The following is a 21,611-nucleotide window of genomic DNA, read 5'->3' as shown; positions in this document are numbered from 1 at the left end:
GCGGGCGCATGGTCCCGTCGCCACGGTCGAGGCCCCCGATTTCAGCTGGTTCGGCTGTTGTCGCCTGCCGTTAACTGGTCGTTTTGCGCGTTCGCGCTCAGCACGAACAGGGCCATTGCGGGTCACAGCCTGATTGCGCATCGCGGATTCGTATCCCCAAGTAGGTGACGAGCGATACTCTTGAGCTCGCAAATTTCGGCAATCTCCGGGAAGCTGAGCGACAAGAAAATGACTGTGGGACCCCCGACCGACGCACCAGCGCCGGAGCCCAGCGGCCTCATATCGGAGTTGGCCTCCGCTGGGTTCCAAGACGCGCGCCAAGTGGCCCGGGGCGGCGCTGGGGTGATCTATTGCGCCTACGAGACGGCGCTCGGGCGCAACGTCGCAATCAAGGTGCTGCCGACGCATATCGACGCTGAGGGCCAGGAGCGATTTCTGCGTGAAGGTTATGCGATGGGCGGGCTCTCGGGGCATCCCAACATCGTCAACATCCTGCGCGTCGGCGTAACCACGAGTGGCCGACCATACATCGTGATGCCGTACATGGCCTCGGATTCGTTGGCTGTCCGGCTGCGCCGAGAAGGGCCGATCGCGTGGCCGGAGACTTTGCGGATCGCCGTGAAGTTATGCGGGGCACTGGAAACCGCGCACCGAAGCGGCACTTTGCACCGCGATATCAAGCCGGCGAACGTGCTGCTCAACGACTACGGCGAGCCGCAACTCAGTGATTTCGGGATTGCCCACATCGAAGGTGGCTACGAAACCGCGACCGGGTTCTTCTCCGGCACAATCGACTACACCGCGCCCGAGGTAATGACCGGTACCCCGGGGACGGTCGTTTCCGACGTCTACTCGCTGGGCGCCACGATCTATGCGCTGATCGCGGGCGGTGCTGCCCACGAGCGCAAGAACAACGAGGACCTGGTCGCGCAGTATCTGCGCATCAGTACGACAAAGGTCCCGGACATGCGTCCGGAAGGAATCCCGGACGCGGTGTGCTTGGCGATCGAGCATGCGATGGCGATCGACCCGGCGGAACGGCCCGCGTCCGCGGAGGAGTGGGGCCGCGAATTGCAGGCCGCCCAGCGCCTCAACGGTTTGCGACCCGATTCGATGGCGATCACCAGCACCGGGCCCGACGCAGCACGCACGGGCAACAAACAACCGAACGTATCCCCGGAGACTGCGGTCGCTTCCGGAACGGCGGCGCACGTGCCGGACCGCACTACGTCGACCGTGCCGAAATCGGCCCCACCGGCGGCAGATCCGGCGAGCGCCACCAGGCCATTCAGTGACATCGTCGGGGGCGCTTCGCCGGGTCTGCAGCCGCCTGACCAGGACGAGTTCTCCAAAGCGGCCAGCATCTTGCGCGGCGCGTACAACGGAGAAACCCAGGCGTTGGTCGGCGGATCGGCACCGGCGGGACAGGTAACGGAAATGGCGGGCGGCGGCTCAGGAATGAGCCCGCCGGGCGGTCCCGGGCAACCCGCGTCATCCGGATCGGTCCCGCCATCTTGGCGCAAGCCGTTCCTGGTCAAGGCGCGGGAGTGGTTCGCCGAGCCGGGCAAGAAACGCAATCGCGTCGCGATGGTCGGCGGTGCTGCCGTCCTGGTCGTGCTGTTGGTCGTCGGCGGTCTCTACTTCGGGCTTGCACCCGACAACAACAAAAAGCCCGTCGCGAGCCAACCGACAACCCAGGCGCCGGTGGAGTGGAAGCCGATCACGAACGACCGCGTGTCGCGTGTTGCGGCGGCGACCACGCAGGTCGACGGCACGATCTGGATCTTCGGCGGGATTCGCAGCGACGGCGCCGTCTCCGCCATACAAGAGGGCTATGACCCCGTCCTCGACAGCTGGAAAGGTGGCGACGATCTACCCGTTGCCGTGCAGCGCGCGATGGCGGTCAACTGGCAGGGAAACCCGGTCGTGCTCGGTGGCTGGAAGACCGTTGGCGGCAAAAAGGTTGCGACGGACCAGGTTTGGCGGGTCATCAACAGTCGCTGGGTGGAGCTGCCCCATCTCCTGCAGCCCCGGGCGGCGGCGGCGGCCGCCGTCGTGGGCGACCGCCTCGTCGTCACGGGCGGTGTCGACGCCAACGGCGCACTGCTGAACACCACCGAGGTTTTCGACGGCACTTCCTGGAGCCTGGGCGCACCGATACCGACGCCGCGGCAGCTGCTCGCCGCAGCGTCGGACGGAAAGCTCGTCTACACGGTCGGCGGCACCACCGGGGACTCCGACCAGGTGAACGTCGAGGCGTATGACCCGGCCACGAAAACCTGGACGACCCTGCCCGGACTCCCCCAGGCACGCAGTGATCTTGGCGTTGCCATTGCCGACGGACGGCTGGTGGCCGTCGGAGGTGTGTTCGGGGGGCAGGTCCTCAAGAGCGTTTCGGTGTTCGATCTGATGACGAAAACGTGGGGCGGTTTGCCGGACATGGCGACCGCGCGGCACGGCATGGCCGTCGCGGCGGTCGAGAAGTCCGTCTATGCGATCGGCGGATCGAGTGCCATCGGAGATAGCCAGGCGATCTCGACGGCGGAAGCGTTGAAACTGCCGACACGAAAGATCCAGCCGGCCTCGCAGTGGCGTTCCCTGCCGGATGCACCGACCGCACGCCTGATGATGGCGTGGACCGTGCTCAACGACAAGATCTGGATCATGGGCGGCCTGCGCAACGGCGCTGCCCTGCAGACGGTCGAGAGTTTCGACCCGAAAACCGGAGCCTGGGAAGCCGGCCCGCCGCTGCCCATCCCGCTGCACCATGCGGCGGCGGCGACCTATCGCGGCGAGGTGGTGGTGCTCGGCGGCACGAGCGACAGCATCGCCCAAGGGTCTAACAAAGTGTTCGCCTTGCGCGGCGGCAACTGGGTGGAGTTACCGCCGATGACGCATGCTCGGGTGGCGCCGGCCGCGGCGGTGGTGGGTGACAAACTCGTCGTCGTGGGCGGGCAGAACGCCAAGCAGCTCGTTCCGCAGACCGAAGTCTTCGACGGCAGCTCCTGGACAGACGCCGCCGACATGCCGACCCCGCGCGAACACCTGGCCGCGGTGTCGGATGGCACTTATGTGTACACGATCGGCGGGCGGTTCCTGTCCTCGGACAAGAACTCCGCGGCTTTAGAGCGGTTCGACCCGCAATCCGGGCAATGGACCAAGTTGATCGGTATGCCGACACCGCGGGGAAGCTACGGCGCCACCTACATCGACGGCAGGATCGTGGCCGTCGGTGGTGAAGAACCCGCGATGGTGCTGAACGTGGTCGAGATGTACGACATCGCCGACGGGAAGTGGAGCACGTTGGCCCCGATGCCGACGCCACGGCACGCCGAGGTGGTGGCAACCGTGGGCAACACGATCTATGTCATCGGTGGCGCGAACCGGCCCACGCATGAGGGTCCGATCGCGACCGTCGAGGCGCTCGACTTCATGTAGTGACCGACTTCTCACAGCTGCCGGCGGCGAATCAAGCGCATTAGCCCAGAAAAATCCGCCTGGAGCAGCGCATCCTGCGCTTGTTTGATATATGTCTAATATGGGGATCCGTAGAAACGGATCGGCCCGGTGGCCCGCCCCCTCAACGGGCCACCGGGAACCCATCACCGAGCTGCGAGCGCAATGCCCGGGCAGCCGGCGAGTGCATGCCGAATCGATTTTCCAAATTGCGGCGCCGCCAAACATTCATCTGCGCCAAGGCGGCTGAGAGCGCTAGAGCGCGAGACACCCACAACACCGCCGGGTTCGGGGCGCGATGACCGCTTGTTTTATATATGTCGAATATGGGGAACCGAGTGGAGATGGGCTGTCATCAAACGCCACCACACAGATAACGGAGCCCCCTAATGTCCAGCAACACCATGTGGATCGTCATCGCCGCAGTAGTAGCAGTTCTGTTGGTCGCCGCCTTGGTCGTGGCGGTCAGTACCACCAGGAATCGCCGCCGCCATCGGCAGGCCGAAGAGATTCGTGAGCAGGCCAAGTTGGAGTCGGCCCAGCTCGAGCGCCGTGAAGCGCTGGCTCAGGAAACGGCCGCCAAAGCTCGTGCCGCCCAAGCCGAGGCCGAGGTCAAGGCCGCCGAGGCCGCCAGGTTGCAGGAGCATGCAGCCCAGCATCAAAGCGCGGCCGCAGCATCACGCGAGCAACTCCAAGAGCGATGGGATCACGCCGACCGCATCGACCCGAAGACCGGCAAGCAGGATCGCGAGGCCGACGAGCCCACGTCCGACCCCAGCGAGGCATGGTCGGCCGAGTCGGCGCAAGCGCCGACCAACGCGGAAGCCGTGCGGCAGGAGACCTATCGCGGGGCGCCAGGCTGAGCCCGGGCTAGAGCCAGGTGTCCTGCGTCGTGGTGGTGAGAAACGCCTCTAGGTCGTCGCGCCACTGGGCCGGCGTCGTCTTGTCCGGTTCGATCCCGGTGTATTCGCCGCGATAGAACAGCAGGGGCCGCGGCTTGATCTTGGGCGCCTCCGACAGCGACTGCACCGCACCGAACACCACGAAGTGATCTCCACCGTCGTGCACGGATGCCACCGTGCAGTCGATGTGGGCAAGCGAAGAGTCGATGATGGGCGAGCCGAGTTCCGAAGGGTGCCAGTCGATCCCGGCGAACTTGTCCGGCTCTTTGGATCCGAATCGCGCCGAGACGTGCTTCTGACTCTCGGTCAGCATGTTGACGCAGAACCGGCCGCTGGCCTCGATGGCCTTCCAAGATCGCGACACCTTGGTCGGGCAGAACAGCACCAGCGGCGGGTCCAGCGACAGCGCGGCAAAAGACTGGCAGGCGAAGCCGACCGGGACATCGTCGTGCACGGTGGTGATGATCGTGATCCCGGTGCAGAACTGACCCAGCACGCTGCGGAACGTGCGCGGGTCGATCGGCGCGGTAGTCATGGTCGGCCTCGAAATCAACCCTTGAAGCCGACGCTGAAGTCGTGACCCCACAGGCTGATCGCGGTGCTCTCCCGGGCGATCCAATCGTGGTCTTCGACTTGTCTTCCCTCACAACCGAATTCGATATCGAATCCGCTGGGGGTCTTCATGTAGAAGGACAGCATCAGGTCGTTGACGTGGCGGCCCAGCGTCGCCGACATGGGTACCTTGCGCCGCAGCGCCCGGTCCAGGCACAGCCCGACGTCATCGGCTTCTTCGACCTCGACCATCAGGTGCACGATGCCACTCGGTGTCTCTCCGGGCATGAAGGCGAGGCTGTGGTGACGCGGGTTGCAGCCCAAGAACCGCAACCACGCCGGCGGCCCGTCGGCGGGCCGGCCGACCACCTGCGGCGGCAGCCGCATGGAGTCACGCAGCTTGAAGTCCAGCACGTCGCGGTAGAAGTGCAATGTCTCTTCGTCGTCGCGGGTCGTCAACACCACGTGTCCCAGCCCCTGCTCGGCGGTGACGAACTTGTGCCCGTACGGGCTGACCACCCGGCGGTGTTCGAGGGCGGCGCCGTGGAAGACCTCCAGGCAGTTGCCGGACGGGTCGGAGAACCGAATCATCTCGTCCACCCGGCGATCGGCGAGTTCGGCGGCGGTGGCCTCCTTGTAGGGCGTGCCCTCGACGTCGAGCCGGTTCCGGATCTCTTGCAGGCCTGCGGCGTTCGCGCATTCCCAGCCTGCTTCGATGAGGCGGTCCTGCTCGCCGGGGACGATCACCAGCCGGGCCGGGAAATCGTCCATTCGAAGATACAGCGCGCCTTCGCCTGTACCCTTGCCCTCGACCATGCCGAGAACCTTCAGGCCGTAGTCACGCCAGGCCGCCATGTCGGTGGCCTCGATGCGCAGGTAGCCCAGAGAGCGAATGCTCATCGCGCACCTCCCAGGAAATCGATGGTGAGCTTGTTGAACTCGTCGAACTTCTCCACCTGCGCCCAGTGCCCACATTGCCCGAAAACGTGGAGCTGTGCACGCGGAATGGTCTTCAACGCGACCAGTGCCCCGTCCAGCGGGTTGACCCGATCCTCGCGGCCCCAGATCAGCAGCACCGGCTGGCGCAGCCGATGCACCTCGCGCCACATCATGCCGAGCTCGAAATCCGCTCCGGCGAAAGACATTCCCATCGCCCGGGTCGCGGTCAGCGATTCCGGCGTGCTGGCCAACGCGAAGCGCTGCTCGACCAACTCGGGGGTGATCAGTTTCTGGTCGTAGACCATCACCCGCAGAAACGCCTCGAGATTCTCGCGGGTGGGCGCAGATGAGAACTTCCCCAACCGTTTGACGCCCTCGGTCGGGTCGGGGGCGAACAGGTTGACGCTCACCCCACCGGGGCCCATCAGCACTAGGCGTCCGGCCAGGTCCGGGTAGTCGAGCGCAAACCGGACCGCGGTGCCCCCACCCAGCGAATTGCCGACCAGCGGAACACGTCCCAGACCCAGCTGGTCGAAGAGGCCTTTGAGTGCCCGGGCCGCGTAGTGGTTGAATTGCCCGTGCTCGGCGCGCTTGTCGGAGTGTCCGTACCCGGGCTGATCGACGGCCAGCACATGGAACTGCCTCGCCAGCACCGGGATATTGCGCGAGAAGTTCGTCCAACTCGCCGCGCCCGGACCGCCACCGTGCAGCAGCACCACCGTCTGCTCGTTACCTACGCCCGCCTCGTGGTAGTGCAGCCTCAGCGGCCCATCCACGTCCACTTCTGCGAAGCGCGAGGTGGACTCGAACGTCAATTCCTCGGTCTTGGAGTCAGTCACCGCCATGGATTAGACCATGGTGTCGCCGGGCGGCAACCCGAACTCGTTGTTACCGAAGATCTGGTAAGCCCGCTCCGGATCATTGGCCGCGTGCACCCGGCCGGCGTGCGCGTCGCGCCAGAACCGTTGCACCGGTTGGTCGTTGCCCAGAGCCGTGGCGCCGGAAGCCTCGAACAACCGGTCGATGGAGGCGATCGCACGACCGGTGGCCCGCACCTGGTCGCGGCGAGCGCGGGTGCGCAGGTCGAAGGGGATCTCCTTGCCGGCGGACAACAGCGCGTACTCGTCGGCGACGTTGCCGCTCAGCTGACGCCACGCGGCGTCGATGTCGCTGGCCGCCTCGGCGATGCGGACCTTGGCGAACGGGTCGTCCTTGGCCTTCTCACCGGCGAACGCGGCTCGCACCCGCTTGCCCTGGTGCTCGACGTGTGCGTCGTACGCGCCGTAGGCCATCCCGACGATCGGCGCCGAAATGGTGGTGGGATGCATTGTGCCCCAAGGCATCTTGTAGACAGGCGCGGTGTTGGTCTGATAGCCGCCCGCGGTGCCGTCGTTCATGGCCTTGTAGGACAGGAAGCGGTGCCGCGGCACGAAGACGTCTTTGACCACGACGGTGTTACTGCCCGTGCCGCGCAGGCCGACGACATGCCACACGTCGTCGATGCGGTACTCGCTGCGCGGGATCAGGAAGCTGCCGAAGTCGACGGGCCGGCCGTCCTTGATGACGGGCCCGCCGAGAAACGCCCAAGTGGCGTGATCGCAGCCCGACGACCAGTTCCAGGATCCGTTGACCAGGTAGCCGCCGTCGGTCACCACGCCGGCGCCCATCGGGGCATACGACGACGAGACCCGGGTCTTGGGGTCCTCACCCCAGACCTCCTCCTGGGCCTGCTGGTCGAACAGTGCCAGGTGCCAGTTGTGCACGCCGATGATCGAGCTGACCCAGCCGGTGGAACCACACGCGCTGGCGATCCGCCGCACCGCCTCGTAGAACAGCGAGGGATCGCATTGCAGACCGCCCCACTGCTCGGGCTGCAGCAGGGTGAAGAACCCGACCTCGTCGAGGTCGGCAACGGTCTCATCGGGCAGCCGGCGCAGGTCCTCTGTCGCCTGAGCGCGCTCCCGAATCTTCGGGAGCAGATCGTCGATCCCCGTCAAGACCGACTGCGCATCACGCTGTTGAATGGACGTCACTTACCTTTGCCTCCTGGGCCAGACTTACTCAGTGGACTTACACAGCAGACTAGAACACGTTCCGATTTGTGTCGAGCAGGGTATTCCTGCGCCTGGTAGCGATATGAATCGGGTTTTCTGTAACATGTTCTAGTTGTTAACAAAGGGAGGGTGGGTCTTGACGGAAGCGGATCTGGACGAGCCGCTCGGCGACCACGTCCTTGAACTGCAGATCGCCGAGGTCGTCGACGAAACCGACGATGCGCGCTCGCTGGTGTTCGCGGTGCCGGACGCCTCGGGCGACCCCGCGATTCCGCCGCAGCGGCTGCGCTACGCACCCGGCCAGTTCCTGACGTTGCGGGTGCCCAGCGACCGCACCGGTTCGGTGGCACGCTGCTACTCGTTGTGCAGCTCGCCGTTCACCGACGACGCCCTGGCCGTGACGATCAAACGAACCGCGGACGGATACGCGTCCAACTGGCTGTGCGACAACGCCCACGCGGGCATGCGGATCCACGTGCTGGCCCCGTCGGGCAACTTCGTGCCCAAGACGCTCGACCAGGACTTCCTGCTGCTGGCCGCGGGCAGCGGGATCACCCCGGTGATGTCGATCTGCAAGTCGGCACTCTCCGAAGGCAGCGGGCAGGTGACGCTGGTCTACGCCAACCGCGACGAAAGCTCGGTGATCTTCGCCGATGCACTGCGCGAGCTGGCCGCCAAGTATCCCGACCGGCTCACGGTGCTGCACTGGCTGGAGTCGCTGCAGGGCCTGCCGAGCGCGGCCGCGCTGGCGAAGCTGGCCGCGCCGTTCACCGATCGGCAGGCCTTCATCTGCGGGCCCGGCCCGTTCATGGACGCGTCGCGCCAAGCCCTCGAGACGCTGAAAGTGCCTGCACCACAGGTGCATATCGAGGTGTTCAAGTCGCTGGATTCCGATCCGTTCGCGGCGGTGACGATCGAGGACACCGACGAGGGCGACCAGCCGCCGGCCACCGCGGTGGTGCAGCTGGACGGCGAAACCCACACCGTGTCGTGGCCGCGCAGCGCCAAGCTGCTCGACGTCCTGCTCGCCAAAGGCCTGGATGCGCCGTTCTCCTGCCGGGAAGGCCACTGTGGGGCATGCGCCTGCACCCTGCGCAGCGGCAAAGTGAACATGGAGGTCAACGACGTGCTCGAGCAGCAGGACCTGGATGAGGGGCTAATTTTGGCCTGTCAATCTCACCCGGAATCTGATTCGGTAGAAGTCACCTACGACGAATAGTCGCGGAGTTAAGTTCTCCATCGAGGGTTCCGACGGAAGGAAGCGCCGATGATCCGGTCGGTAATGGGCTTGGCAGCCGTCGGATTGATGGCGACGTTGCTGCCCGTTCCGAGTTCCTGGGCGGCGAGCAACACGGCCACCACGCTGTTCCCGCTGGACGGCCCCAACCAGCTGGAAACGCATACGTTCCTCAACTGCTTCAAATCGGATGGCCACTGCGATTTCATCGCCGGGGCCGACGTGCGCACTCCCGACGGTGTGACCGGGTTCCCGCCCGGTCTGTGGGCGCGCCAGACGATGGAGATCCGGTCGTCGAACCGGATGGCCTACCTGGACGCCCACGCCAACGGCCAATACGAGCGGGTCATGAAATCAATGGGAACCGACGAGATCACCACCGTCTACTTCGGTGAGGGCCCGCCGGACAAGTACCAGACGACCGGCCGCATCGACTCGACCGATTGGTCGACCGGCCAGCCCAAGACCGACGTCAACGTGATCGTCTGCACCCACATCCAAGTGGTCTACAGCGGGATCAACACCACCTCGCCGAGTACCTGCGCCCAGACGACGTTTTCCTGATCGCCGCTAACGACCGAGGCGAAATCGCGCGGTTGTAGACGGTGCGAGCCGCCACGCGGCGGCGTAGCGCCCAGAACACAACCGACATGCTCAGCGCCCTGCCTACCCTTCGGGTCAGTTCGCGGCGGGGATGCCGGGCAAGCCGCTGGGCGCAGGGATATTGGAGGCGCTCGTCTCGCGCGTCAGGAAGCTGGTGAGTTCTCCGATCGCGGTCATCAGCGGAGCGGGGAAAACGATGGTGGTGTTTTTCTCCACCCCCAGCTCGAGCAGCGTCTGCAGGTTGCGCAGCTGTAAGGCCAGCGGATGCTTCATCATGGTGTCGGACGCATCACCGAGCGCTGCGGCCGCGCGCGCTTCACCTTCTGCGGCAATGATTTTGGCGCGCTTTTCGCGCTCGGCTTCCGCCTCGCGCGCCATCGCACGTTTCATGCTGTCGGGAAGCTGGATGTCCTTGAGTTCGACCACGGTGACCTCCACGCCCCATTCCACGGTGGTGGTGTCGAGGATCTGGCGAATGCTGCCGTTGATCTTCTCGGTTTGCGAGAGCACCTCATCGAGGGAGTGCTGCCCGACGACGTTGCGCAGGGTGGTCTGTGCGATTTGATTGATTGCGGTGCTGACGTTTTCGATGACGACGACGGCCTTGCGAGCATCGATGACGCGGAAGTAGGCAACCGCGGCGATGTCGACACTCACGTTGTCGCGGGTGATGATCCCCTGCGACTGGATCGGCATGGTCACGATGCGCATCGAAATCCGCACTAGACGGTCGATGATCGGGATGATCAACCGCAAACCGGGTTCGCGAACCCCGATCACCCGGCCGAGGCGAAAGTGCACGCCGCGTTGGTACTGCTGCACCACCCGGATCGAGGCGCCCAACAGGAGGAGGGCCAGGAAGGCCGCGACGACGACGAAAATTACGACGTTATGGCTCACGATGACAACGCTAGGAGCACGGGCGTCGACAGTCAGCGGCCATAAGTCCTGCTCTGCACGGCCAAAAGCCCCTTCGCGGGCCCGAGCCGTCGCCGAGATTGCGCCTGCGGCTGCGAATCGTTGGAATCGACAGCCTGGACGGCAATTTCGCTAACGCGGTAGGCCCAGGAGCCGCTCGGCCGCCACGGTCAACAGGATCTGCTCCGTGCCTCCCGCAATCGTGAGGCAGCGCGTGTTGAGGAAGTCGAACACCGCGCGGTCGCCGTCCGCCCGGCGGTCAACGAGGCCGCCGCCTTCGGCGACGTCCATCGTGAATTCGGCCAGCGCCTGCCGGTAGCGGACGCCGATGAGCTTGCGGACGCTGGATTGCGCGCCGGGGTCCTGACCGCCCACCGCCAGCTGGGCGATGCGCTGATCCAGCAACGCGCCGGTCTGGGCCAAGATGATCAGCCGCCCAAGCCGGTCCTGTTCGGCGACGTCGAGGTCCATCTCCGCCAGCAGCTTCAGCAGCTCTTCCATCGGGTTGCCCAGCGCCGTCCCGCTGGCCATCGCGATCCGCTCGTTGGCCAGCGTGGTGCGGGCCAGCCGCCAGCCGTCGTTCACCGTGCCGACCACCATCTCGTCGGGGACGAACACGTTGTCCAGGAACACCTCGTTGAACAGTGAGTCGCCGGTGATCTCTCGCAGCGGCCGGATGTCGATGCCCGGCGATTTCATGTCGATCAGGAAGTAGGTGATGCCCTTGTGTTTCGGGGCATCGGGGTCGGTGCGCGCCAGGCACACACCCCAGCGCGCCTTGTGCGCCGCCGACGTCCATACCTTCTGCCCGGTCAGCAACCAGCCGCCGTCCCCACGTACCGCCTTGGTGCGCAGCGACGCCAGGTCCGAGCCCGCTCCTGGCTCGGAAAACAGCTGGCACCAAAGGAATTCGCCACGCGTGGTGGCCGGCACGAAGCGCTCGATCTGCTCTGGCGTGCCGTGCTCGAGAATCGTGGGCGCCGCCCACCAGCCGATCACCAGATCGGGTCGCTCCACTCCGGCCGCGGCCAGCTCCTGGTCGATCAGCAGCTGTTCGGCCGGGGACGCCCCGCGCCCGTACGGCTTCGGCCAGTGCGGCGCCTGCAGCCCCGCATCGGCGAGGGCCGCCTGCCGCTTCTGGGCGGGCAGTGCGGCGATTTCGGCGACGGTCGCGGCGAGCTCAGCTCGCTGACCCTCGACCTCGGTGAGATCGATGCCCAGCCGGCGGCGCACCCCGTCCTGCGTCAGCGCGGTGATGCGACGCAACCAGCGCTCGGCGCCACCGAGGAAGCGGCCGATGGCGTGCGCGCGGCGCAGGTACAGATGCGCGTCATGTTCCCACGTGCAGCCGATGCCGCCGAGAACCTGGATGCAGTCCCTCACGTTGGCCTTCGCGGCAGCGATGCCCACACTCGCGGCCAGCGCCGCGGCGATGGAGAACTGGTCGGCCTCCCCGGAGTCCGCTGCGGCGCGGGCAGCGTCGGCGGCGGCCACCTCGGCCTGCTCGGCGCGGCAGAGCATCTCCGCGCACAGGTGCTTGATGGCCTGGAAGCTACCGATCGGCTTGCCGAACTGCTCGCGCACCTTGGCGTAGGCGACGGCGGTCTCGAGCGACCACCGTGTGATGCCGGCCGCTTCGGCCGCCAGCACCGTCGCGGCCAGCTCCTCGACCCGCTCCCGCGACTCGGCGATCGGGGTCGCCGGCGCCGACGTCAGCACCACCCGTGCCAGCGGCCGGGAAAAGTCGGCGGCCTGCAACGGCTCCACCCGAACGCCGTCGCTGCCGGTGTCGACCAGGACCCACTGCCCGTCAGAGGGCAGCAGCAGCACCCCGCCGCGCACCGTGTTCGAGGCGCCCAGCACGAAATCGACGGTGCCCGACGCCTGCGAAGACTTGCTGTCGAACTGCACGTCACCCTCGAGCGCCAGCCCGGCGAAGCGCTCGCCGGTGGCGAGCGCGGACAGTAATTCGGGATCGGTGCCCGCCTCGGAGAGAACCACCGTGGCCAGCGCGGTGGTGGCGATCGGCCCAGGCACCAGCGCCTTGGCCGCCTCCTCGACCATCGCGCACAGGTCCCCGATGCTGCCGCCGGCCCCGCCGGAGTCCTCGGAAATGGCGACGCCGAACAGGCCGAGGTCGGCCAGACGGGCGAACACCGGCCGCCAGGCGTCGATCTCTCCCTTGTCCCAGCCCTGCTCGACCGCGCGGATTGCGGCGGTCCCACCCGGCCCGGAGGTCGCGTTCCGGGCCCAGTCGCGCACCAACTCGCGTGCCGCGAACTGTTCGTCAGTGACGGTCGCTACCACCTGGGGCCCTCCGCGTGCTCGATTCAACGTGACCATTAGGGGCGCTACAGCCCACTAGAACGTGTTCTAATAGTGCCAGCGAACGACCGTCAAGTCGAACGCCATTACAGCAGGACAACTCGCTGGCCCGGCAGGACGGAGGTGGGAAATTCACACTCGGCTTGCGTATCGTTTGCGAACGAACCGCCCGGAAGAGGAGCAACCCGTCAGATGTCGCCGGCGAACACTAACTCTGGCCACGTCTCTGACTCGCAGCCACGCGAGGTCATGAACGTGGCAGTTCTGGCTGAGTCCGAGCTTGGTTCGGAGGCACAACGGGAGCGTCGTAAGCGCATCTTGGACGCCACCATGGCCATCGCGTCGAAGGGCGGCTACGAGGCAGTTCAGATGCGTGCGGTGGCCGATCGAGCCGACGTAGCGGTCGGGACGCTGTATCGCTACTTCCCGTCGAAAGTGCACCTGCTGGTGTCGGCCCTGGGCCGGGAGTTCGGCCGCATCGACGCGAAAACCGACCGCTCCGCGATGGCCGGCGGCACGCCGTTCCAGCGGCTGAATTTCATGGTCGGCAAGCTCAACCGCGCGATGCAGCGCAATCCGTTGCTCACCGAGGCGATGACGCGCGCCTACGTTTTCGCCGACGCGTCGGCGGCCAGCGAGGTCGACCAGGTCGAGAAGCTGATCGACAGCATGTTCGCGCGCGCGATGAGTGACGGTGAGCCGACCGAGGACCAGTACCACATCGCCCGGGTGATCTCGGACGTGTGGTTGTCGAACCTGTTGGCGTGGCTGACCCGGCGCGCCTCGGCGACCGACGTCAGCAAGCGCCTCGACCTGGCCGTGCGATTGCTGATCGGCGACACGGAGTCCGCCCAGAGCTAGACCGGCGGACCGGCGGTACGGCCCCGGATCAGCTCGGTGTCCAGCAGCTCGACGACCGGCAGGCCGGACCGCGGTGGGCTCAGCAGTAGTTCCCCGGCCCGATGGCCCTTCTGCAGACTCGGCTGCGACACCGTGGTCAAGCCGCGGCTGATCGCCTCGGGCACACCGTCGAATCCGGTGACGCTGATCTGACCAGGCACGTAAATGCCATGCGCCCGAAGGTAATCCATCGCCGAAAGCGCCAAGATGTCTGCGGTGCACATCAATGCGGTGATCCGCGGATTGGCCTCCAGCGCCACCTTGGCCGCCTCACCGCCCGACGTCGGCAGGTGCTCGTAGCTCTCCACCACGGTCAGTGAATCCGGGTCCACACCCGCGGCCCGCATGGCGTCCCACACCCCGGTGATGCGTTCGCGCTGCACGTCGAAAGTCAGCGAGCGCAACCGCTCCGCGTCCGCCAGGTCTTGGCGGCGGTCCTGCCCCAGCCGCATGGTCAGCAGCCCGATCTCACGGTGCCCAAGCCCCAGCACATATTCGGCGAGCTCGCGCATCGCCGCCCTGTCGTCAATGCCCACCCGCGACACGTCGGACAGGCCCTTCGGCTGGTCGACCACCACAATGGGCACGCGCCGCTGCAGCACCACCTGCAGGTAGGGATCGTCGTCGCGCACCGAATACACCACGAAGCCGTCCACCCCGGCGGCCAACACCGCGGCCTCGCCGTCCTGCTGGCTCCGGCTGGGTCCGACGGCGACCAGCAACAGCCCCTGCCCCTGCTCCTCGCACGACTGCGCCACTCCCGTGACGAAATCGCGCGCCGCCGGGTCGCTGAAGAAGTAGGTCAGCGGCTCGGCCATCAACAGGCCGACCGCACCGGCTTTGCGAGTCCGCAACGAGCGTGCCACCGGGTCGGGGCCGGCGTAGCCCAGCCGCTTGGCGGTGGCGAATACACGTTCGCGAAGGTCGGGCGAGAGTTGATCCGGCCGGTTGAAGGCGTTCGAGATGGTGGTGCGGGAAACCTTGAGCTCGGCCGCCAACGACGCCAGAGTCGCACGCCGGCGCGGTGTGGGACTCACGCTCGGTGACGCTACAGCGCATCCTCGCCTGCGCCTACGCGGCCGCGATCTGCTACTTTCTAATGGAAACGATTTTCATTAGTATTATGTGTCGGCAAACGGGACGGCCGACGGAAACACACCTGCGTGCGGCGCGGACGGGACGAAATGGCACAAGTCAATGCGGGACGACGGCTCTCGGGCTTCCTGCCGGCCCTGGCCGCCTGCCTGATCGGCACGACGGTCATCACGGGATGCGGCGTCGCTGGTTCTGCCCACCTGCAGGGGTCCAGCGTGGTGGCCTCCACCGATGTGTGGGGCAGCGTTGCGCACGCCGTCGCGGGGCGGCATGTCAGCGTCAAGTCGATCTTGTCCGGCGCCACTATCGATCCGCACACCTACCAGGCCAGTGCCTCGGACGCCGCCGCCGTCATGGACGCCGCCTTGTTGATCTACAACGGCGGTGGCTACGACCCGTGGGTCACTTCGGTGCTGACCGGCCATTCCGACATCAAGTCGGTCGACGCCTACTCGTTCGTCGACAAGGCGGACAACGGGAATCCGCCCAACGAGCACGTCTTCTACGACCTCGGCGTCGCCAAGACCGTCGCTAACGCCATCGCCGAACGGCTCGCGGCCACCGACGCGGACAACGCCGCCGACTATCGGGCCAACGCCGCCGGATTCGGCCGCGACACCGACGCCATCGCCGCCTCGGAACGGTCCATCGCCAACACGTATCCCAGCACCTCCGTGGTCGCGACCGAGCCCGTCGCGTTCTACCTGTTGAAGGCCACGGGCCTGGTGAATCGCACTCCCCCCGCTTTCATGTCGGCCAACGAGAACGGAACCGATCCCTCGCCGGCCGACATGGCATTCGTCCTCGACCTGGTCAACCGCCACCAAGTCGCGGCGCTGCTGGTCAACCCGCAGACATCCACACCCGCGATCAACGGCCTGCAGGATGCGGCCCGACGGGCTGGCATCCCGGTCACTCAAGTGACCGAGACGCTGCCCGACGGCGCCGACTATCTGAGCTGGCAGCGCAACACCGTCGACCAGCTGCGAGCCGCGTTGCGCTCGAGTGAGAACAATGCCCGTAATTGAGCAAGCGGTCGAGACGGCCGACCCGCAGCCACCGGCCGTCTCGCTCACCGGTGCCCGGCTGGCGTTCGGCGATCGCGTCCTGTGGGACGAGCTCGACCTGTCGGTGTCGCCCGGTGAGTTCATCGCGGTGCTCGGTCCCAACGGCACCGGCAAGACCTCACTGCTCAAGGTGTTGCTCGGGCAACAGTCGCTGAGCGCCGGTGCGGCGCTGGTAGCCGGCAGGAAGGTCACCTCGGGCAGCGGCGACATCGGCTATGTGCCGCAACACCGCCCGATCGACCGCGACGTGATGTTGGTCGGGCGCGACCTGGTCCGGCTGGGCATCGACGGAAACCATTGGGGCGTCATGCCATTGCGGTCCGCCGAGCGGGCCCGCCGCCGCGCGGCCGTTCGGCAGGCGCTGGCGCAGGTCAACGGCGAGCGGCTGGCCGATGTGCGCGTCGGGCTGATGTCGGGTGGGGAGTTGCAGCGGATGCGCATCGCTCAGGCCTTGGCCAGCGACCCGATGCTGCTGTTGTGCGACGAGCCGCTACTGGCCCTGGACCCGGCCAACGCCAAGCTGGTCGCCGCGCTGATCGACCGCCGCCGCCGCGAGGCCAACACCACGGTCATGGTGGTCACCCACGAGATCAACACGATCCTGCCGTATGTCGACCGGGTGCTGTATCTCGTCGACGGCCGATTCAGGATCGGCACCGTCGAGCAGGTGATGAACACCGAAACGCTGTCGACGCTGTACCGGGCCGACATCCAGGTGGTGAAGGTCAAAGACCGCTACGTGGTGATCGGCGACGACAGCGGGCACGCCTTATGAACCACCAGCTCTCCGAGGTGCTGGATCATCTGTTCTCCTTCGACATCACCGCGGCGCTGCTGAACCACGACTTCGTCCAGCAGGCACTGCTGGCGGCCGCGCTGCTGGGCCTCGTGGCCGGGCTGATCGGCCCGTTCATCGTGATGCGCCAAATGTCGTTCGCCGTGCACGGATCCAGCGAACTGTCGCTGACCGGCGCCGCTTTCGCGTTGCTGGTCGGATTCCAGGTCGGCTTGGGCGCGCTGATCGGCAGCGCCGTGGCTGCCGCGCTGTTCGGCGTCCTCGGTCAGCGGGCCCGGGAGCGCGATTCAGTGACCGGGGTGGTGCTGGCCTTCGGCCTGGGCCTGGCGGTGTTGTTCATCTACCTCTACCCCGGGCGCACGACGACGAGTTTCGCGCTGCTCACCGGCCAGATCGTGGGCGTGGGCTACACCGGACTGGCGACGCTGGCGCTCGTTTGCCTGCTGGTGATCGCCGTGCTGGCGACGTGCTACCGACCGCTGCTGTTCGCCACCGTCGATCCCGACGTCGCGGCCGGCCGCGGCGTGCCGGTGCGGGCGCTGGGCATCGTGTTCGCGGCGCTGGTCGGCGTGGTGGCCGCCCAGGCCGTGCAGATCGTCGGCGCGCTGCTGGTGATGTCGTTGCTGATCACACCGGCGGCCGCGGCCGCGCGGATCGTCGCCTCACCGGTGGTAGCCATCGTGGCCTCGGTGATCTTTGCCGAAATCGCCGCGGTTGGCGGCATTGTGCTGTCCCTGGCGCCCGGTGTCCCGGTGTCGGTTTTCGTCGCAACGATCTCGTTTCTGATCTATGTATTTTGCTGGCTGCTGGGCCGACGGCGGGAGGCCAGCGCGTAAATCGACGCCATAAGCTAGGCAGGTGGCCGGTATCGACCTGAACGCCGACTTGGGCGAGGGCTTTGGCGTCTGGAGTCTCGGTGACGACGACGCGATGCTGCGGATCGTCACCAGTGCCAACGTCGCGTGCGGTTTCCACGCCGGCGACCCGGCCGGACTGCTACGGGTGTGCCGCAGCGCCGCCGAGCGGGGTGTGCGGATCGGCGCGCAGGTGAGCTATCGCGACCTGGCCGGGTTTGGCCGGCGCTTCATCGACGTCGCTGCCGAGGACCTCGTCGCCGACGTGGTGTATCAGATCGGCGCGTTGCAGGCGATCGCCCACGCCTCGGGCTCGGCGGTCTGCTACGTCAAACCCCATGGCGCGCTGTACAACACGATCGTGACCAACCGCGAGCAGGCCGCTGCCGTCGCCGAGGCGGTGCGTTCGGTGGACGCCACGCTGCCCGTATTGGGCATGGCGGGTTCGGTGTTCTTCGACGAGGCGGCGGGCCTCGGTTTGACTACGGTGGCCGAGGCGTTTGCCGATCGCGCCTACCAAGCGGACGGGCAGCTGGTGTCCCGTCGCGAACCGGGCGCGGTGCTGCACGACCCGGCGGCGATCGCGGAGCGCGTGGTGACCATGGTGTCCTCCGGACTCCTCACCGCGGTGGACGGCGCCCAGATCGCCGTCAGTGCGGAATCGGTTTGCGTGCACGGTGATTCGCCCGGCGCGGTACAGATCGCGACCGCGGTGCGCGATCAGCTCAAGGCCGCGGGCGTCGACCTCAGGGCATTCTGCTGATGCGGCTGCGACTCGGTCGCCCCGATATCGGGCGGTACTCGGACCGGTTCGACGCGCCGGGCGCCGAAGCCGTTGGGCTGTCGGCGACGTGGATGGGTGTGGCGACACTGCTGATCGACGACGGGTCGTGCGCGCTGATGACCGACGGCTATTTCTCCCGCCCCAGCCTGGCGCAGGTCGCGGCCGGCAAGCTGTCGCCGTCACCGGCCCGCGTGGACGGCTGCCTGGCTCGGGCCCAGGTGTCGCGGCTGGCGGCCGTCATACCGGTGCACACCCACGTCGACCACGTGATGGATTCCGCACTGGTCGCCGACCGCACCGGCGCGCAGCTGGTCGGCGGCGAGTCGGCGGCCAACGTCGGGCGCGGGCATGGCCTACCGGAGGACCGCCTCGTCGTCGCGGTCCCGGGCGAACCAATTCGATTGGGCGCCTTCGACGTAACACTTGTAGAGTCACACCACTGTCCGCCCGACCGGTACCCCGGTGTGATCGACGCGCCCCTGGTGCCACCGGTCAAGGTGTCGGCCTATCGCTGCGGGGAGTCGTGGTCGACGCTGATCCACCACCTGCCATCGGATAAGCGACTGCTGATTCAGGGCAGCGCCGGCTTCGTCAAAGGCGCGCTGGCCACCCACCGCGCCGATGCGGTCTACCTGTCGGTCGGCCAGCTGGGTTTGCGGCCGCGGTCATACCTGCTCGACTACTGGGCCGAGACCGTGCAAGCGGTGGGCGCGCGACGAGTGATCCTCATCCACTGGGACGACTTCTTCCGCCCATTGTCAAAGCCATTGCGGGCCTTGCCGTATGCGGGTGACGACTTGGACGTGTCCATCCGTACTCTCGATGAGCTGGCCGCGCGCGACGGTGTCGCGCTGCACATGCCGACGGTGTGGCGACGCGAAAACCCTTGGTTGTGAAGCGGTCCAGACGTTGGCACTGATCGTTTCGCTGCTGCTGCTTGCCGTGGTTCTGGGGTTCGCGGTCGCGCGCCCCCGGGGCTGGCCGGAGGCGCTTGCGGCGGTTCCGGCAGCCCTTATTGTGATCGCGATCGGCGCGATCTCGGTTCATCAGGCGGCCAAGCAGGTCGCCGATTTGTCAGGGGTGGTCGCGTTTCTGGGCGCGGTGCTGGTGCTGGCCAAGCTATGCGACGACGAAGGCCTGTTCGAGGCCGCGGGCGCGGCGATCGCCCGGACACCGCGCGGCTCGCACGGGCTGTTGGGCCACGTGTTCATCATCGCCGGCAGCATCACCGCCGTTCTGAGCCTGGACGCCACCGTGGTGTTGCTGACGCCGGTGGTGTTGGCCGCCGTGCGCCGGCTGCGAACCCCGGTTCGCCCGTACGCCTACGCGACGGCGCATCTGGCTAATGGCGCCTCGCTGCTGCTTCCGGTATCCAACCTGACCAACCTGCTGGCGTTTCACCTCGCGAAAGTCTCCTTCACCCAGTTCACCCTGATGATGGCGTTACCGTGGCTGGCCACCGTCGCCACGCTGTATCTGGTCTTCCGCGGCTTTTTCGCCCGGGATCTGCGCGTGGCTCCGAACCCCGAACAGCTCGGACCGGCGCCGCGACCGCCGGTCTTCGTCTTGGTGGTCGTGGGGCTGACGCTGACCGGGTTCGCGTTGTCCGAGCCACTGGGAGTCGCCCCCGCATGGGTGGCGCTGGCCGGCGCCTCGGTGCTGGCGGTGCGCAGCTTGCGCCGCCGGCACACCACCGTGTCCGAAATCCTGCGCTCGGTGCAGGTCTCGTTTCTGGTGTTCGTGCTGGCGCTCGGTGTCGTGGTGCAAGCCGTCACGCTGAACGGAATGGACAGGGTGATGTCCGCCGTGCTGCCGCACGGGTCCGGGCTGCCGGCGTTGCTTGCCATCGCTACGGTGGCGGCCGTGCTGGCCAACATCGTCAACAACCTGCCCGCAACGCTGGTGCTGTTGCCGCTGGTCGCCGCCAGCGGTCCGGTCGCGATCCTGGCTGTCTTGATTGGGGTCAACATCGGGCCCAACCTGACCTACGTCGGTTCGCTGTCAAACCTGCTGTGGCGGCGAGTGCTTCGACAGCACGATGTCGAAGCGGGCGTCGGCGAGTACACCCGCCTCGGGTTGTGTACGGTACCTCCTGCACTGGTGGTCGCGGTGATCGCGCTGTGGGGTTCTGCGCGGTTGCTCGGCCTCTAACCGCGGTGGTAGGCGGGCGGCAACGGCATGCCGAGGTCGGCCAGCACGCCGCGCAAGAGCGTGGGATAGTCGGTGATGATGCCGTCGACGCCGTAGCCGATTTGCTCGCGCATCGCGCCGGCATCGTTGACAGTCCACGGAATAACCTTGAGCCCCAACGCATGTGCGTGATCAACATACGACTTGCCGTTGACCAGCTGGTATCTGGGCGACACGATGTTCGCGCCCACCATCAGCGCCCCGATCATCGGGTCGCCGACGGCGGCGGCGTTGATGCCGGCCAGCCACGGTGACCCGGGCCCCCAGGTCTCCTCGTTGTACAAGGCCACCAACGGAATCGACGGTTCGGCGTGGTGCACCATCGGCAGCGTTCGCCAGTCGAAGCTCTGAATCTCCACGGCGTCGACCTTGCCCGCCGACCTGACTGCGGCCAGGATCGCGTCGACGAACTGCTGCGGCTCGGCCGACCTGCTCGGCTTGTCGGCCTCCACTTTGGTTTCGATGTTGTAGCGCACCGCGGCGCGATACGAGTCGGCCAGCGCGAAGACATCCGGCAGGGTCGCTATCTTGTTGTCCCGCACCACTTCGGCGTGGGGAAACTCGGCAAGTCGGCGGCCACAGTCCAGCGTGTGGATCTGCGCCAAGGTGAGCTCATGCACCAGCTTTCCTACATAAGGGTATTGCGGATCGCCGGGAGACGCGGCCCCGGTGTCGACGCATTTCTCGGCGTCGATCGTCGGATCGTGCCACACCAGGGGTTGCCCGTCTTTGGTGATGACGATGTCGAGTTCGAGTGTGCTGACACCGAGTTCGAGTGATTTGGCGAATGCGCGCAGCGATTCCTCGGTCGCTTCACCACGCCCGCCGCGGTGGGCCTGCAGGTCGAATCCGGGTGCTTGCGCCTCTGAAACAGGCAGCGGCACCAGCAACACGACGGCGCTCAGCACCGCACCCAGGCGCGCGAGTCGGCCGGACAAT

General features: G+C 66.7%; 19 protein-coding genes. 11 read left to right on the top strand and 8 right to left on the bottom strand.

The window, feature by feature from the left end; translation table 11 throughout:
* Nucleotides 1-228: 228 nt before the first annotated feature.
* Entirely contained in the window at nucleotides 229-3,438 is a 3,210-nt protein-coding gene (locus tag ACZY0B_RS01500) for a Kelch repeat-containing protein (protein WP_463762159.1), read from the top strand.
* Between the two features lie 407 nt (nucleotides 3,439-3,845).
* A complete protein-coding gene (locus ACZY0B_RS01495; RefSeq protein ID WP_463762158.1) occupies nucleotides 3,846-4,319 on the top strand; it encodes a hypothetical protein in 474 nt (157 codons plus the stop codon).
* A 7-nt stretch (nucleotides 4,320-4,326) separates the two neighbouring features.
* Here ACZY0B_RS01495 and hsaB read toward each other — a convergent pair whose 3' ends face one another.
* Genes hsaB through hsaA form a run of 4 tightly spaced genes read right to left on the bottom strand, consistent with a single transcriptional unit; the run spans nucleotide 4,327 to nucleotide 7,882 of the window.
* On the bottom strand, nucleotides 4,327-4,893 hold the full coding sequence (gene hsaB, locus ACZY0B_RS01490; protein ID WP_463762157.1) for a 3-hydroxy-9,10-secoandrosta-1,3,5(10)-triene-9,17-dione monooxygenase reductase subunit: 567 nt from the start codon (nucleotides 4,891-4,893) through the stop codon (nucleotides 4,327-4,329).
* Between the two features lie 14 nt (nucleotides 4,894-4,907).
* The gene (gene hsaC, locus ACZY0B_RS01485) at nucleotides 4,908-5,810 is read right to left on the bottom strand and encodes an iron-dependent extradiol dioxygenase HsaC (protein WP_463762156.1); all 903 of its coding nucleotides are present in this window, start codon (nucleotides 5,808-5,810) and stop codon (nucleotides 4,908-4,910) included.
* Nucleotides 5,807-6,694 carry a 4,5:9,10-diseco-3-hydroxy-5,9,17-trioxoandrosta-1(10),2-diene-4-oate hydrolase gene (hsaD, locus tag ACZY0B_RS01480; protein WP_463762155.1) on the bottom strand — a complete coding sequence of 296 codons (888 nt, stop codon included), beginning with the start codon at nucleotides 6,692-6,694 and terminating at the stop codon, nucleotides 5,807-5,809. Before hsaD ends, hsaC begins: the two co-directional genes overlap by 4 nt.
* Nucleotides 6,695-6,697: 3 nt before the next feature.
* A complete protein-coding gene (hsaA, locus tag ACZY0B_RS01475; protein WP_463762154.1) occupies nucleotides 6,698-7,882 on the bottom strand; it encodes a 3-hydroxy-9,10-secoandrosta-1,3,5(10)-triene-9,17-dione monooxygenase oxygenase subunit in 1,185 nt (394 codons plus the stop codon).
* A gap of 157 nt (nucleotides 7,883-8,039) precedes the next feature.
* Between hsaA and ACZY0B_RS01470 the strand changes: the two genes are divergently transcribed.
* On the top strand, nucleotides 8,040-9,122 hold the full coding sequence (locus tag ACZY0B_RS01470) for a 2Fe-2S iron-sulfur cluster-binding protein (RefSeq protein WP_463762152.1): 1,083 nt from the start codon (nucleotides 8,040-8,042) through the stop codon (nucleotides 9,120-9,122).
* A gap of 48 nt (nucleotides 9,123-9,170) precedes the next feature.
* Nucleotides 9,171-9,704: a hypothetical protein gene (locus ACZY0B_RS01465; protein ID WP_463762151.1), complete on the top strand. Its 534-nt coding sequence runs from the start codon at nucleotides 9,171-9,173 to the stop codon at nucleotides 9,702-9,704.
* A gap of 114 nt (nucleotides 9,705-9,818) precedes the next feature.
* On the opposite strand, the gene ACZY0B_RS01460 is transcribed toward ACZY0B_RS01465, so the two are convergent.
* Together ACZY0B_RS01460 and ACZY0B_RS01455 are read right to left on the bottom strand one after the other, a co-directional pair.
* Nucleotides 9,819-10,625, bottom strand: coding sequence for a slipin family protein (locus tag ACZY0B_RS01460; RefSeq protein WP_463762373.1), 807 nt, complete (start codon nucleotides 10,623-10,625; stop codon nucleotides 9,819-9,821).
* Between the two features lie 168 nt (nucleotides 10,626-10,793).
* Complete coding sequence (locus ACZY0B_RS01455; protein ID WP_463762150.1) at nucleotides 10,794-12,968, bottom strand: acyl-CoA dehydrogenase; 2,175 nt, start codon at nucleotides 12,966-12,968, stop codon at nucleotides 10,794-10,796.
* A gap of 273 nt (nucleotides 12,969-13,241) precedes the next feature.
* Here ACZY0B_RS01455 and kstR point away from each other — a divergent pair, with 273 nt between their 5' ends.
* On the top strand, nucleotides 13,242-13,847 hold the full coding sequence (gene kstR, locus ACZY0B_RS01450; RefSeq protein WP_463762149.1) for a cholesterol catabolism transcriptional regulator KstR: 606 nt from the start codon (nucleotides 13,242-13,244) through the stop codon (nucleotides 13,845-13,847).
* Here kstR and ACZY0B_RS01445 read toward each other — a convergent pair.
* Entirely contained in the window at nucleotides 13,844-14,923 is a 1,080-nt protein-coding gene (locus ACZY0B_RS01445; protein ID WP_463762148.1) for a LacI family DNA-binding transcriptional regulator, read from the bottom strand. The two genes, kstR and ACZY0B_RS01445, sit on opposite strands and share 4 nt — an antisense overlap.
* A gap of 147 nt (nucleotides 14,924-15,070) precedes the next feature.
* Between ACZY0B_RS01445 and ACZY0B_RS01440 the strand changes: the two genes are divergently transcribed.
* The 6 genes from ACZY0B_RS01440 to ACZY0B_RS01415 are packed head-to-tail and all read left to right on the top strand — an operon-like array spanning nucleotide 15,071 to nucleotide 20,633.
* Complete coding sequence (locus ACZY0B_RS01440) at nucleotides 15,071-16,009, top strand: metal ABC transporter solute-binding protein, Zn/Mn family (protein ID WP_463762147.1); 939 nt, start codon at nucleotides 15,071-15,073, stop codon at nucleotides 16,007-16,009.
* Entirely contained in the window at nucleotides 15,996-16,823 is an 828-nt protein-coding gene (locus tag ACZY0B_RS01435) for a metal ABC transporter ATP-binding protein (RefSeq protein WP_463762146.1), read from the top strand. The genes ACZY0B_RS01440 and ACZY0B_RS01435 overlap by 14 nt, the downstream gene beginning before the upstream one ends.
* Nucleotides 16,820-17,680: a metal ABC transporter permease gene (locus tag ACZY0B_RS01430; RefSeq protein ID WP_463762145.1), complete on the top strand. Its 861-nt coding sequence runs from the start codon at nucleotides 16,820-16,822 to the stop codon at nucleotides 17,678-17,680. The genes ACZY0B_RS01435 and ACZY0B_RS01430 overlap by 4 nt, the downstream gene beginning before the upstream one ends.
* Before the next feature lie 22 nt (nucleotides 17,681-17,702).
* Complete coding sequence (locus ACZY0B_RS01425; RefSeq protein ID WP_463762144.1) at nucleotides 17,703-18,461, top strand: LamB/YcsF family protein; 759 nt, start codon at nucleotides 17,703-17,705, stop codon at nucleotides 18,459-18,461.
* Nucleotides 18,461-19,378, top strand: coding sequence for an MBL fold metallo-hydrolase (locus ACZY0B_RS01420; RefSeq protein ID WP_463762143.1), 918 nt, complete (start codon nucleotides 18,461-18,463; stop codon nucleotides 19,376-19,378). The genes ACZY0B_RS01425 and ACZY0B_RS01420 overlap by 1 nt, the downstream gene beginning before the upstream one ends.
* Nucleotides 19,379-19,391: 13 nt before the next feature.
* On the top strand, nucleotides 19,392-20,633 hold the full coding sequence (locus ACZY0B_RS01415) for an SLC13 family permease (RefSeq protein ID WP_463762142.1): 1,242 nt from the start codon (nucleotides 19,392-19,394) through the stop codon (nucleotides 20,631-20,633).
* On the opposite strand, the gene ACZY0B_RS01410 is transcribed toward ACZY0B_RS01415, so the two are convergent.
* Nucleotides 20,630-21,610 (bottom strand): glycerophosphodiester phosphodiesterase, encoded by a 981-nt coding sequence (locus ACZY0B_RS01410; protein ID WP_463762141.1) that lies wholly within the window; start codon nucleotides 21,608-21,610, stop codon nucleotides 20,630-20,632. The genes ACZY0B_RS01415 and ACZY0B_RS01410 overlap by 4 nt on opposite strands.
* Nucleotide 21,611 lies beyond the last annotated feature (1 nt).

It is taken from the genome of Mycobacterium sp. IDUB_19 (assembly GCF_055419445.1).
This window is presented reverse-complemented; position numbering and strand designations above follow the sequence as displayed.